The 13,022-nt window shown below is 37.6% G+C and carries 13 protein-coding genes; 4 read left to right on the top strand and 9 right to left on the bottom strand.

The features are described 5' to 3' along the window. The first annotated feature begins 1 nt into the window (after window position 1). Window positions 2-1,438, top strand: coding sequence for a pyruvate kinase (pyk, locus tag AAC026_RS06550; protein ID WP_339606054.1), 1,437 nt, complete (start codon window positions 2-4; stop codon window positions 1,436-1,438). Here pyk and AAC026_RS06555 read toward each other — a convergent pair. The 5 genes from AAC026_RS06555 to AAC026_RS06575 are packed head-to-tail and all read right to left on the bottom strand — an operon-like array spanning window position 1,435 to window position 5,217. Continuing rightward, the gene (locus AAC026_RS06555; RefSeq protein ID WP_339696120.1) at window positions 1,435-2,958 is read right to left on the bottom strand and encodes an NFACT RNA binding domain-containing protein; all 1,524 of its coding nucleotides are present in this window, start codon (window positions 2,956-2,958) and stop codon (window positions 1,435-1,437) included. The two genes, pyk and AAC026_RS06555, sit on opposite strands and share 4 nt — an antisense overlap. A gap of 41 nt (window positions 2,959-2,999) precedes the next feature. Beyond that, complete coding sequence (locus tag AAC026_RS06560; RefSeq protein WP_339696123.1) at window positions 3,000-3,761, bottom strand: MBL fold metallo-hydrolase; 762 nt, start codon at window positions 3,759-3,761, stop codon at window positions 3,000-3,002. Beyond that, window positions 3,758-4,033 (bottom strand): hypothetical protein, encoded by a 276-nt coding sequence (locus AAC026_RS06565; RefSeq protein ID WP_339696126.1) that lies wholly within the window; start codon window positions 4,031-4,033, stop codon window positions 3,758-3,760. The genes AAC026_RS06560 and AAC026_RS06565 overlap by 4 nt, the downstream gene beginning before the upstream one ends. Continuing rightward, the gene (locus tag AAC026_RS06570) at window positions 4,030-4,419 is read right to left on the bottom strand and encodes a response regulator (RefSeq protein ID WP_339606057.1); all 390 of its coding nucleotides are present in this window, start codon (window positions 4,417-4,419) and stop codon (window positions 4,030-4,032) included. The genes AAC026_RS06565 and AAC026_RS06570 overlap by 4 nt, the downstream gene beginning before the upstream one ends. Next, window positions 4,420-5,217, bottom strand: coding sequence for a response regulator (locus tag AAC026_RS06575; protein ID WP_339696129.1), 798 nt, complete (start codon window positions 5,215-5,217; stop codon window positions 4,420-4,422). It abuts the gene before it with no gap. 5 nt (window positions 5,218-5,222) lie between these two features. Between AAC026_RS06575 and miaA the strand changes: the two genes are divergently transcribed. After that, window positions 5,223-6,176: a tRNA (adenosine(37)-N6)-dimethylallyltransferase MiaA gene (miaA, locus tag AAC026_RS06580; protein WP_339696132.1), complete on the top strand. Its 954-nt coding sequence runs from the start codon at window positions 5,223-5,225 to the stop codon at window positions 6,174-6,176. On the opposite strand, the gene AAC026_RS06585 is transcribed toward miaA, so the two are convergent. Beyond that, complete coding sequence (locus tag AAC026_RS06585) at window positions 6,150-6,587, bottom strand: hypothetical protein (protein WP_339696135.1); 438 nt, start codon at window positions 6,585-6,587, stop codon at window positions 6,150-6,152. The genes miaA and AAC026_RS06585 overlap by 27 nt on opposite strands. Window positions 6,588-6,731: 144 nt before the next feature. Between AAC026_RS06585 and AAC026_RS06590 the strand changes: the two genes are divergently transcribed. Next, window positions 6,732-8,045, top strand: a complete 1,314-nt coding sequence (locus tag AAC026_RS06590; protein ID WP_339696138.1) for a glycosyl transferase — start codon at window positions 6,732-6,734, stop codon at window positions 8,043-8,045. Here AAC026_RS06590 and AAC026_RS06595 read toward each other — a convergent pair. Next, entirely contained in the window at window positions 8,042-9,517 is a 1,476-nt protein-coding gene (locus AAC026_RS06595) for a lipopolysaccharide biosynthesis protein (RefSeq protein ID WP_339696141.1), read from the bottom strand. The two genes, AAC026_RS06590 and AAC026_RS06595, sit on opposite strands and share 4 nt — an antisense overlap. Between AAC026_RS06595 and AAC026_RS06600 the strand changes: the two genes are divergently transcribed. After that, a complete protein-coding gene (locus AAC026_RS06600) occupies window positions 9,497-11,200 on the top strand; it encodes a LamG-like jellyroll fold domain-containing protein (RefSeq protein ID WP_339696144.1) in 1,704 nt (567 codons plus the stop codon). The two genes, AAC026_RS06595 and AAC026_RS06600, sit on opposite strands and share 21 nt — an antisense overlap. Here the strand turns inward: AAC026_RS06600 and AAC026_RS06605 are convergent. Both AAC026_RS06605 and AAC026_RS06610 read right to left on the bottom strand, forming a co-directional pair. Continuing rightward, on the bottom strand, window positions 11,192-11,737 hold the full coding sequence (locus AAC026_RS06605) for a methyltransferase domain-containing protein (protein WP_339696147.1): 546 nt from the start codon (window positions 11,735-11,737) through the stop codon (window positions 11,192-11,194). The genes AAC026_RS06600 and AAC026_RS06605 overlap by 9 nt on opposite strands. Beyond that, window positions 11,730-12,965 carry a glycosyltransferase family 4 protein gene (locus AAC026_RS06610; RefSeq protein WP_339696150.1) on the bottom strand — a complete coding sequence of 412 codons (1,236 nt, stop codon included), beginning with the start codon at window positions 12,963-12,965 and terminating at the stop codon, window positions 11,730-11,732. Before AAC026_RS06610 ends, AAC026_RS06605 begins: the two co-directional genes overlap by 8 nt. Window positions 12,966-13,022 lie beyond the last annotated feature (57 nt).

A 13,022-nucleotide genomic window follows, 5' to 3' on the forward strand; every position in this document is an offset into this window, starting at 1 on the left:
TATGGGTTATAATAAGAATATCAATAAAGCTAAAATCGTAGCTACAGTCGGTCCAGCAAGCGACTCTAAAGAGATGCTAAAGGAACTGATTTATGCTGGTGTTAATGTTTTTCGCTTAAATTTTTCGCATGGCGATCATGCAAACAAGTCTCAAATTATAGAAAGAATAAGAGACCTTAACAATGAGCTAGGCACCTATTGCTCAATTCTTCAAGATTTACAAGGACCTAAAATAAGGGTTGGTGAAATTGAAGGCGGTGAAGTTTTGATTACACCAGGCCAAGAAATAGTGATTACCACCGAACAGATGGTGGGAAATAGTAAAAAAGTATCAACTGTTTATGAAAACCTCTCAACCGATGTAAGTGTTGGGGACATGATCTTGATTGATGATGGCAACCTAGAGCTTACGGTTAAGTCAATTAATGGAGATGATGTTACTTGTGTGGTGAAGTACGGTGGTATGCTCAAGTCGAAAAAAGGCATTAACCTACCTTTTACCAAGGTATCGGCTCCATCACTCACTCCAAAGGACATTGAAGATTTAGCTTTTGGTTTAGAGAACGATGTCGATTGGATTGCTTTATCATTTGTGCGTCATGCTGATGATATTCGTGATTTGCGATCGAGAATTCAAGCAGCAGGGAAGGATTGCAGAATTATTGCGAAAATTGAAAAGCCAGAAGCGCTCCAGAATATAGATGAAATCATTGCCGAGTCTGATGCCTTAATGGTGGCTCGTGGAGATTTGGGTGTTGAAATTGTAATGGAGGAAGTGCCAATCGCTCAAAAGATGATCGTTGAGAAATGTAATTTGGCGGCTAAACCTGTGATTATTGCTACCCAAATGATGGAGAGCATGATTTATAATCCGCGGCCGACCAGAGCTGAAACCAATGATGTGGCGAATGCTGTTTTAGATGGTGCTGATGCATTGATGCTCTCAGCCGAAACTGCTGCTGGGAAGTATCCCGTTCAAACCATCAAGAGTATGGCTAAAACTATTGCATCGGTTGAGTCTTCTGCCCAAAGCATCTATTGTAACTTTTATGAGCCTTTGGAGTCGAGCGATACTTACATGAATGATAACATTATGTTGTCGGCTTGTCGTTTAGCAGAAAGAATTGAAGCTACTGCGGTTTTGGGGAATACAGTGTCGGGGTATACAGCATTTAAACTATCTTCTCACAGACCAAAATCAAATATCTTTATTTTCACACCAAAAAAGAGTTTGTTGACTAAACTGGCTTTAGTTTGGGGGGTTCGAGGATACTTCTATGATAGTCAAGAGTCTACCGACCAAACTTTTAAAGACCACGAGAATATTCTTAAAGCAAATGGGCATTTAGAGCAAGGTGATGTGTTTATTACTACTGCCAGTATGCCTATTCGTGAAAGGGGTAGAACAAATATGTTAAAACTTAATATTGCAGATTAAGTATCTGATTGTGGGCCTTGAGAGGGAACCATCATGACTTTTTCTTGTGCTACGAATACTTGACCAGGAGCTGCACCTTTCTTTTTTCGTACATGTTTTGCAGGAGTATAAATAACCGGTACTAACGTATCGGTTTTTCTTTTTGAATAGTAGGCTGCAAAACCTGCAGCTCTTTCTATTACGGATATAGGAATGGTTTTTCCTGCTTGATGCTTGATTAAAACATGAGAGCCAGGAACGTCTTTGGCATGCAGCCAAAGGTCTTCTTTATAAGAATGTTTCAAAGTGAGCTCATCATTGGACTTAGCATTTTTGCCCACCCACACTTGATAGCTTTGGACCGTGAAAACCTTGTATGGAAGATTAATTTCTTGGTTACTATGTGATGTCTCAATGCCACTAGTCTTGATGATCGATCTTAATTCTTTAAGAGTATTGGTCTGATCAATTGAGTCCTTTTGAGCCTGTAGAGTGATTAACTGCTCTTCCTTATTAAGAATATTCTCAGTCAATTTTTCAATCTCTATTCTCCTGTTTTTCGATTTTCGATAATAATTTTCAGCATTTTTCTGAGGAGAGAGGGATTTGTTTAATTTGATTTCAATGTTTTGTTCAGTGTAAAAGTTAAACAGGTTAGCTGTAGTAGTTCCTGAAGGAATGGCATGCAGATTTGCCATAATGATATCAGCAATTTGATTGGGCGCTGTGCTCGTTTCCAGTTTAACTAACTGAGCTTCTGTTTTGGTGATATAGCTTTTGGCTTGATTGATTTTTTTACTGAACTGTTGTTGCAAATTTTTCTTTTCTTTTTCGAAAAAATACTCGGTATGAAAGGCCCGGTAAAAGCGGTTTAATGCATGAATAGGGTCGTTAGATAAGGCTTGAGTATTATCTCCGTAATCGATTAAGCTCAACACGGGTACTCCACTTAAGTGCGAAATGAAGAAAGGGTTATGCTCTAAATCATCTACTAGTTTTTCAAGTGCAATCCATTGTTCGCTAGTACTCAAACTCCCAAAGTTGGTTGATAATAGGTATGCTTTGATCAACTTGCCAAAAGTGGGATAGAATTTAAGGTAGTCAGAGTCTGCTGTGTACAAAGCTTCTGTGCGCTCAATCGGTCTTTCTAAACTTAAGAGGTCAATATTATTGTCAATTACTAGCTTCTTTTTGAGTAACTGAGGGTTTTGCCCCTTAGGAATTAAGATAATATTGGAGCGGTTGCCGTGCATCTTAAAAAGAAGTATAGCACCATTTTTAAACTTAATATGAAATGCTCTTTCGTTTTCATACTGATGAACCGACTGAACTTTGCGGTTAATTAAGAAAGGGAAGAGGTCTGCGCTATTCCTTTTGCTTCGAGCAAAACTCTCTGGAAATGATAGCGCAGTAAAATCGCTTTGAAGTGTAGCCCTTATGTAAAAGCTCTCTTTATTGTTTAGAATAAAACCTAAAATAAGCTCATTCTTCTCCTGACTGAAAGATTCTACCAGTTGTGCACCTTGAAGTATTGAATCCAAGGATTTTGAAAGCCGTTTTAAAACATAAAAATTAAGGTGCACTAGATTTCGATTTTCAGCCCATCGTAAGCTATTTCGATATTTTCTGGCAAAAGTTTCTCTGTTTTTTTATGAGTACCCATTTTATGGCTTAGGTGGGTGAAGTAGGTTTTATCAGCGTTCATTTCCTTAGCCAAAGCAATGGCCTCGTTTAATGTCATATGACTAGGGTGTTCTTCTTTTTGAAGTGCGTTTATCACTAAAATTTTCGACCCTTTTATTTTCTCTTTCTCCGTGTCTGAGATTGTTTTTGCATCTGTAATGTAGGTGAAGTCTTTAATTCGAAAACCAAAAACGGGTAGTTTAAAGTGAGTCACCTCTATTGGAATTATTTCGGTTTTGCCAATAACAAATGGAGTGTTCTTAATCTCCTTAATGTCTACCGAAGGAATGCCTGGATACTTGGTTTCGCTAAAGATGTAGGCAAATTCCCTTTTGAGTTGTTCAATTACATTTTTTCGAGCGTACACAGGAATGTCCTTCTTTTGTAGAAAATTGAACGATCGAATATCATCCATTCCTGCGGTATGATCTTTATGCTCATGCGTAAAGACCAGAGCATCAAGGCAAGTAATGTTTTCTCTTAAAATTTGCTGTCTGAAGTCTGGGCCAGAATCGAAAATAATGCTTGAGTCACCAATTTCTATATGAATAGATGTTCTTAATCTTTTGTCTCTGAAGTCTAATGAACGACAAACCTCACAAGCGCATCCAATTACAGGGACTCCTTGTGAGGTTCCAGTGCCTAAAAAAGTAACTTTCACAGGTCAATTTCAGTTTGAGACAACTCCATTAAAAGCTTTCTATTCTTTTCGTTGAGCTTAGACTTGTCTATTTGAACGGACTTTAAAATATCAATCAGACAGGTGATCTTACCTTCTGTAGTATAATATTTATTAACTATAGCGATTTTGGTGTCGTGTAGAAGGCAGTATCCTGATTTGAAACTGCCTTTCTCATATCGCAATACATAATCAGATTCAGCGAATATATCTTCGAGTTTGCTCAAAAATTGTTTCGTGTATCTAACAGTCATTCAGCAGTTGCAGTGTATTTTTTAACCAGTTCAATAAGCTTATCGTAGTCTAATGGCTTTTGCATATACTCATTAATTCCAGCATCGAAAAAGGTGCTTTCAGGAAGGTTCTTCGCATTTCCTGATATTCCAATAATTGGCACTTTCCCTTTTTTGTTTTTAATGGCCCTAATTTTTTTAGTGGCTTCTAATCCACTCATTACAGGAAGGTTGAAGTCCATTATAATGAGATCATAGTGATCTTTTTCATACTTGTCCAACACACTTTGACCATCTTTAGCAGAGGTGATTTTGCAGTTTTCAAAAAGCAGGATCTTTTTCAAAAGGTTTTGAATTACGGAACTGTCTTCCGCAACGAGTACGTTTTTATAATCCACTTCAGTCATTTAGTTTAAGTTTAAAATTCTTTCGTAATTACTTACGAATTTAGCAAATAAATCAAGCAATTCAGGTAAATAATTTTCCAAATCTATAGTTTCGGATTTTTTTATTTTGAATTCTAATTGCTCAGAAAATTTAGCAATAGGGGTCAATCCTAATGATGCTGAATTTCCCTTGATAGTATGCAAGATACTTAAAATTTTATCAATATCATTTGACTCAATGTGGGACTTTATCTGTTCCAGTGCAGAGGAAGTCTCGTTTTCAAACTCTTTGTATATCTCTATAAGTTCTTTTTGAGAAGCGTATTTCCTTAGTTCTTTGACTATTCTTATATCTATTAATTCGGCATCTGAAGACCTTAATATGCGATTCGAACTTGATTTTTCTTCCCTCCATTTCTTTAATAACTCACCAATCTGATCTTTAAAAATAGCAGCCTTAATGGGCTTCAAAAATAATTCATCAAACCCCAGTTCTTTAAATGAAGTATTACCAAAGTCATCTGAAAAACCAGTGACGGCAAAAATGAGAGAGGGGTAGTCGGTGTGTTTTTGCTTTATATGGTTTAAACATTCAAAACCATCCATTTCAGGCATTTGAATGTCCATAAGTATAATATCAGGAATATGGTTTTCAAGGAATTTTAAGGCCATTTGGCCACCTGAGGCTGACAGCAATTCAGTATCTTCGTCCGATAAAACGGAACGTAAGTATTGACGATTTATGTCATTATCGTCTACGATAAGTATCTTTCTGCTCAAAATGGGATGTCTAGGTTGAAGTGTGGCAAGTTTATTCATTAATTATGACGATTCAAATAGGAGGTGTGATTAAGTTTAACTTTTTGATTTGTGTGGTGGGGCCCACGGCCGTAGGCAAAACAGCTCATTCAATTAAATTGGCTCAAAATATTGGTAGTGAGGTGGTTTCGGCCGACTCTAGACAATTTTATAGGGAGTTAGAAATTGGGACTGCTAAGCCAGATGCTGAAGAGCTTTCTACTGTAAAACATCACCTCATAAATTCGCTGTCTATTCATGACCATTATGATGTAAGGAGATTCGAAAACGAGGCTCTTGAAATACTCGAAAATATCTATTCGGAACGAAACGTTGCTGTAATGGTGGGAGGCTCTGGGTTGTTTGTTGATGCCGTTTGCTATGGTTTGGATGATTTGCCCCCTGTATCGCCTCACCTTAGAGATGAATTGAACTTTGAACTTGAAAACAAAGGGCTTTCCGTATTGGTAAGTGAGCTAAAGGAAAAGGATCCTGATTACTGTAAACAAGCTGATTTAAATAATCCACAACGAGTTACCCGTGCATTGGAAGTCATTCGCACTACAGGAAAACCATTCAGTAGCTTTAGAACGGGAAAGAAGGTAGACAGACCTTTTCATGTCATTATGGTCGGTCTTGAAATGGAGCGAGAAAAACTGTATGAGCGCATTGATCTGAGGATGGATCAAATGATTGAAAATGGCCTATTTGAAGAAGCCCAAGCATTTCATAAGCATAAGCACTTGAATGCATTGCAAACAGTAGGCTACAAAGAAATCTTCGGTTACTTGGAAGGAGATTATGACAAGGAAGAAGCAATAAGATTGCTCAAAAGAAATTCACGCAGATATGCCAAGCGTCAGATGACTTGGTTTAAAAAGAATGAGCACGTCAAGTGGTTTAAACATGACGATCACAGTGGTGTACTGAAATACGTTTTGTCTGAAATAGAATCAAAAAGTCTTGAAGCCAAAAAGTGAGGCCACCATTTTATTTGATGGTGAAGCAATAAACCTATTATACTCACCCGAGGTGGTTTTTAAAGTCCGTAACAATTGCTTTTGTTGCTCATTCAATCGCTGAATTTGGGTGGATAATGATTTATCAGAAATTTGAGGAGCTGCTCTATTAATTTCATCAATCAACGTTTCTTCTTTATTGAAACTTTGAAATCTATCGGTTGAAGTCTTTCTAAGTTGGGTGGCTATATCCGCTAGTGGTGAAGCGTCATTGGCACTATCATAGCCTAAAATCAATTGTTTTCTTTCACGACTAACCTCCTCCATTTTATCAATGGTTTTGGTGATATTGGCTTTTCGAGGTTTTATTTGATTGTATATGTAAATCGAAAATAGGAGGATAAACCCTAATAATGCGACTATGATTGGCATGAAACCCATTGTTGTATGTTTTGTGTTTGACCTAATTTGTTCGAAGTAAATTTTTTTTGAGAACAAAAGCAAAGTTAACCCTTAATAGCACCTTATTACCCTATTGTTTTATGTCATTATAGGTTTTCTTATCATATTTGACCAATGACTGATTCTGTCAATAAAAAAGTATTGATCATTACCTACTATTGGCCGCCAAGCGCTGGAGGTGGGGTACAGCGTTGGCTCAAATTTTCTAAATACCTTCCAGAATATGGTTGGGAACCTGTGATTTTCACTCCTGAAAACCCTGATTTCGATTTGAAAGATGAGTCTTTAACTAAGGATGTCTCTCCACAAATTGAAGTCTTGAAATTCCCCATTTGGGAGCCTTATTCAATTTTTAAGAAGATTTCTGGTAGAAAAGAATTAAAGCAAGGGCAAGTATTAGAAGGAGGGAAGAAAGGACTACTTTCTAAGTTAGCCATATGGTTGAGGGGAAATGTTTTTATCCCCGATCCAAAGATCTTTTGGGCAAAACCTTCTGCCGATTACATTGCTACTATTTTAGAGAGTAACAATATACAAACCATTATTACTACTGGTCCGCCTCATTCGATGCATTTGATTGGGCTAAAACTCAAAATGAAGAATCCAGCCATCACTTGGGTGGCCGATTTTCGCGACCCTTGGTCGAAATGGGATATTCTTCAGAAATTCAATATGACGGCTTTGGTTTGGCGGAAACATAAGAATTTAGAGCAGCAGGTGATACGCGCAGCCGACTGTGTGTTGACTGTGAGTGAAAGTTGGAAGAAGGACTTTGAAGACCTAGGTGCCAGAAGAGCAAAAGTGATTACCAATGGTTTTGATGAAGAAGACTTTAAGGCTTCCGTTTCAGTTCCGAGCTCAGATAAATTTAGAATTAGTCATGTAGGCATGCTCAATGTTTTCAGAAATCCAGAATGGTTTTGGAAGGCATTGAATGAAATGGTTGCGGCAAACGAATTTGATAAGGATTTAGAGATTGAGTTTGTGGGGATTCTCAGCGATGATGTAATGGCTACATTTCGAGCTTATGCTGATCTCGTTCCACTTATTCAGAAGTATAATTATTTGCCTCATACAGAGGTGTTAGAGAAGTACAGGAAATCTTCTGTGCTGTTGTTACTTCAGAATAATTCCGAAAATGCCAAAGGCCATTTACCAGGGAAATTTTTTGAGTATTTAGGTGCCGATCGAAGGATCCTTTGTGTTGGAAATAAGGAAAGTGATTTGGCGGAAATTCTGAACAGAACAAAATCGGGAACAGTGTTTGAGCAGACAGATGCAGATCAGTTAAAAACCTTTTTGAGAGAAGCCTATCAAGATTGGAAGAATGGAAACTCAAATTCTAATGCTGAAGAGATAAGTGATTTTGGAAGACGAAGCCTTACCCAAAAGTTAAGCGAGCTACTGAATACTTTAGGTACTCGCTAAGTCTTCTTAAAACGATTCATAAAACCAAATACAAGGCTATTCACCTCTTCTGAAACCTTGAGCCCAATAGTGAGGCCTACAAGTAGAACAGTAATTACGGTGGAGCGGATAAGGATATCTACAAGCGTTAGTTCCATCTTGGGGACCCATTGATTTACCCAAAGTACCAAACCAATAATTGCTAGTAATTTGATGCTTCCTAGTGAAAACGGTTGAATTTTAAATTTCACCCAAACGAATAAAAACTTACTCAAGTTGAAAGTAAGCATGGCTAAAAACGAAGCTATGGCAGCCCCTTCAATTCCATACTTGGGAATCAATAATAAATTTAGCGTAATGGTAAGAATGGCCAAGATACCCACAGCAACTACATTGAATTTGTAGTGCTTCGACATCACGATGATTTCTCCATTGGTGCCGAAAATCATATCGCTTAGTTTTCCTAAGCCTATAAACAACACCACGTTAATGCCTTGAATGTAAATTTCTCCATTGGGAATAAATGAATAGAGGCTTTCAAGGTTTGCCCAAATACCAATAAGCAACAAGCTTCCGATAATCATTTGATTGATAGAGGTTTGCTTATAGAGTTTCTCTACAGCAGGCATGTCGTTCTTCTCGAAGGCTTGAGAAATAAGTGGGGCAGAAATTTGAGTGATAGAACGTTTAGGCATTTCAATCACCACCCCAATAAAGAAGGCAATGGTGTAAATTCCTGTCGCATCTAAGCCTAAAGCTCCGCTCACCATAATACTATCAATTTGTAGCACGATTTGCGTACCGCCTGCGCCAATCATCATATAAACCGCATAGGTCATGATTTGCTTCAGTAGCGCTGTATTGATGAATTTAAAGTTGGAGCTGAGTTGAAAAGCCTTAAGCTGACGTAGATAAAAAATAACGGTAATCACCATAAGCAGGTAGGCGCCAGATAACCATTGAATAAGCCCATTAAAAGTGATGATGTTTAAGGCATAAAGGGCAACAAGAACAGTTACGGAGAGCCTGAGTTGTATGTCTCGAATCAGTGTAGGTATAACAATTTTTAGTAGGCTACGGCAATAGGCCTCCAACAATTGAAATTGAATAAGTATAAAGCTAATGAGTAGGGTAATCCCGAAATACTCGATAAATAGCCCTGATTCTTTAGCGAAGTAAGCGGTTATTTCGGTTTTGAACAGAAAGGTAAATGCGGCAAATAGAACAAACCCCAAAACTCCTCCTAAAATAATAAAGCTGAGAAAGCCTTTTTGATCTTTTAGTTTTGGAAAGAATTTGACCAAAGCAGAGCCTAAACCGAATTGCCCAAAAGTAGCCATTAAAAACGCACTGCTCTGAATTAACCTGAACAGGCCAATCTGATCTGCCTCTAAAAAATAAGGGAAAAGCCAAAGTACATTGATATAGCCAATCAACACCCCAAGGTAAGCGATGATTGAAGAACGAATACTTTGTTTGATTACTATGCCCAAGAAGCTAGATTTAAGGTGAAAGTAATATATTTAACTTTTAATACTAAAGGCATGATGTTGATGCGAAACCTAGCTATTGCATTCTTGATTTTTCCACTACTGATTTTTCAGAATCATTCTGTTCATGCCCAAAACACTAATTTAAGAGATGGATTAATGTTAGATCTACACTTCAACAATAATATAACAGATGCTTCTGGTAATAACTTTAACAGCCAACCAAAAGGTACATTTTTTGGACTTGACCGGTTTGGCAATTGTGATTTCGCTTTAGGTTTTGATAATTATTTACAATTGGCAAATATAGAAAAAGAGAGCTTTGATAATTTGTTCGATTTTACGGTTTCAGTTTGGGTGAAGCATGAAGGAACTGGCTTTGGTACACTTTTGAGTGTAGCAAATAGTATTAGAGATAATGAATTTAACTTAAATATTAGCCAGAATGGTCTAATCACATCTAATATTCGAAATCTACCAAATATCCCCGGTATTGCTGTTGTTGGCACTGTAAATATTAGTGATGGTTTATGGCATCACGTTATCTTAACTAGAAATGGAACTACTGGTGAAGCAGCAATTTACATCGATGGGGTATTTGATATTAACAAGACCATGCCTTTGGGTAAGATAGAAGTGGGGCTGAACGGTTTTGTTTTAGGGAATGACCAAGATTGTTTGAGTGGTTGCTATGATTCCAATCAACAATTTTCAGGGCGTTTAGATGATTTGAGGGTGTATAATAGAGTAGTTAATGCTCAGGAGGTAACCGCACTTTTTAACTTGACTGATGGAGAGGTGAGCAATTCTGAGCGCGGCTCTTCAAAGGTATTGGGAACATGTGAAAGCTCATTAACAATTGAGATAGAGAGGAACTTTGATACTTTCAGTTGGAACAATGGAAGTCAAAACAGGTCGCTTGTTGTAAATTCTTCTGGTCAATATATTGTAAGCGGGTTCATTAAAGATTGTGAATACAAAGATACAGTGAATGTGAACTTTAATACATTACCACAAATGTTAGTGTCAATTCCTTCTACAAACCTTACATGTGATGAAGAAATAGAATTGCAAGCTACCGATGGGTTTGATGAATACAGATGGCAAGATGGTTCAACAGGAATCTCTTATAGAGTGACAGAACCAGGAGTCTATTTAGTTACAGGGAAAACGGTTTGTGGTGAATCTGTATCAAATGAAATAGAAATAACCAGAGAAGAAACAAACCCTTTAGAAATTCGCTCTAATAGTTTAGAAGTTGGCTGTCAACAAACATTGACTCTTAGTGCAACATATGGTTATACAAATTACATGTGGTCAACCGGAGATAATGCTCAAACAATTGAAATAAATAGCTCAGGTGAATACACGATAGAGGCTATTAATGAGTGCGGTGATAGAAAGGAGTATACAATAAAAATAGAGCCTAGAATAGCGGATGTAAGCTCTTTACCCAATGCATTTACGCCAAATGGAGATGGGGTGAATGAAGTTTTCGAAGTGAATGCGTCCTTTTTAGGAAGTAGGTTAGTTGTGTTTAATCGTTGGGGTAATCGGGTTTATATTAGTGAAAATTATCAAAATGAATGGGATGGTAAAGGCCTAATTGATGGGACTTATTATTATCAGTTTACCGGAGCATGTTTAGATCGAACTATAAGAAATTGGGTAAAAATATTACGCTAGAAAAGCCCCTTGTTTATCTGCTTCGACAATATAGTAACGCGGTGTAAACCTTCTTAATATTGGCCTGAATCCAAGCTTTCGCACAGGACTTACCCATTTTGCCCTATTAAGGATTTTCCACCCGGATTTCTCCACAAGCCAATCAAACTGCCAATCTTCAAATTCATGAAAATGCTGATCCCATTCGTCTGATTTATTGCGGTAGGCTTTTGCAAACCATAGGTTTAATGGTACTGATGCAAAAAGTTTAGGCGCTTTTACCTGAGTAAGAACTCCCATTGGGTTGATCAAATGTTCTAATACTTCAAACATGGTAACGGCATCATACCCCTCTTTTGCAATAATTTCGGGGTTTAGGTCGAAGTCCACGCCATAGGCATTATCTACTTGGTAACCATAGTCTGTCAAATATGCCGACATGTCATTTGGACTTCCCAAATCCAAGATTTTACTTCCTTTCGGAAGAGATGCTTTCATGAATTCAAGTGTTTGCTCGAATCTTCTGTACTTGGTAACCTGTTTGTTTTTATCAGTCATTGGATTCAAGTAATTGCTGGTATTCGTTAGTGAGTATTTCGCCTGTGGCTTCCCAGTTTTCGTTCTGATTTATGGTGGCTTCATAACCATTTTTGCCAAGCTGGTCATAAAGTACCTTATTCAAATATAGAGCTTCAACTTTATCCGCGAAATCTTTTGAGTTTCCACCTTCAAAAACCAACCCGCTATTGAGTTTTTCTACTACTCTTTTTAGGGGAGGAGCATCGCTTACCAAAACCGGTTTGCCTACCATCATGCCCTGATAAAGCTTATGGGGGATAGTGTTGTCGGTATGTCCATTTCTGTTGTGTGGAATCAAGTTTACGTCTGCAAAAGCCATGTATGAAAAGAATTTAGTAAAGGGCTGATAGCCATTGATTTTTACTTGATTCTCGATGCCATGTTTTTTAATCAAATCTTCTAACCAATTACGGGTGGCTGTTGAAAGTGTGCCCGTAAGTTCTAACCTGATTTTAGGGTGATGTTTTAGAAATCCCAAGCCTTCAATCGCTACATCCACCCCTCTGTGAGGACCGACACCTCCAGTGTAAGCAAGTATAAAGTGACCCTCGTTTTTTTTATAAATACCCTCAAACGACTCTTGATTTAAGAAGTCTTTTCCTTCGGAATTGGTGATTGTAATAATCTTGGAAAAAGGAATATCGTGAAGCTGATGAATTCTTTCTGCCATCTCTTCAACAACTACAATCACTTTGTCGGCCGACTGAGCCATTTTTTTTTCATATTTCAACCACTTATTAAAACCAAAGAATAAGTTGTTCTTAAAGCGAATAATTGGGTTCTTTTTCCACATAAACCACACCTTTAAAGCTTCTGGGTAGTTTTCATGAAAATCGAGAATGACCTTTAGTGATGGGTTTTTTTCTTTGAGTTGTAAGGCCGTTTTTGCCAAGGGCAAGTCGTGAACATGCAATGCATCAAAGCTCTCTTTTTGATTGAGCCAAAATAGTTTTTTATGAAATTTAGGTTGGAAGAAGCCAAAGGCAACCAAAAGGATGTCCCAAATGCCTCGCCAGAAAAAAGTTTGAGCAACAGGTATTCTGTGCACTTTTATGCCATTAACAGTTTCGAAATCTTGTTCGTTTTTTCGTTGTAAGCATATGAGGTGTATTTCAAAGCCTCCCTTGATAAGCGCACTTGCTTCTTTGGTTACTCGAATGTCATTCGGGTAAAATTCGTGTAGAAGCATGCAGATTTTTTTGCCCATAGCTTCAAATTTAGGATTGAATTTTTGATTATGCGGGATGAGGTCGTTTTTCACAAA

The organism is uncultured Roseivirga sp. (assembly GCF_963973945.1).
GTDB lineage: Bacteria > Bacteroidota > Bacteroidia > Cytophagales > Cyclobacteriaceae > Roseivirga.

What these genes read in the sequence shown, in the direction of transcription:
- pyk (WP_339606054.1), top strand. Translation starts at nt 2, where the DNA reads ATGGGTTATAATAAGAATATCAATAAAGCTAAAATCGTAGCTACAGTC.
- AAC026_RS06565 (WP_339696126.1), bottom strand. Translation starts at nt 4,033, where the DNA reads ATGACTGTTAGATACACGAAACAATTTTTGAGCAAACTCGAAGATATA.
- AAC026_RS06570 (WP_339606057.1), bottom strand. Translation starts at nt 4,419, where the DNA reads ATGACTGAAGTGGATTATAAAAACGTACTCGTTGCGGAAGACAGTTCC.
- AAC026_RS06575 (WP_339696129.1), bottom strand. Translation starts at nt 5,217, where the DNA reads ATGAATAAACTTGCCACACTTCAACCTAGACATCCCATTTTGAGCAGA.
- miaA (WP_339696132.1), top strand. Translation starts at nt 5,223, where the DNA reads ATGACGATTCAAATAGGAGGTGTGATTAAGTTTAACTTTTTGATTTGT.
- AAC026_RS06585 (WP_339696135.1), bottom strand. Translation starts at nt 6,587, where the DNA reads ATGCCAATCATAGTCGCATTATTAGGGTTTATCCTCCTATTTTCGATT.
- AAC026_RS06590 (WP_339696138.1), top strand. Translation starts at nt 6,732, where the DNA reads ATGACTGATTCTGTCAATAAAAAAGTATTGATCATTACCTACTATTGG.
- AAC026_RS06605 (WP_339696147.1), bottom strand. Translation starts at nt 11,737, where the DNA reads ATGACTGATAAAAACAAACAGGTTACCAAGTACAGAAGATTCGAGCAA.
- AAC026_RS06610 (WP_339696150.1), bottom strand. Translation starts at nt 12,965, where the DNA reads ATGGGCAAAAAAATCTGCATGCTTCTACACGAATTTTACCCGAATGAC.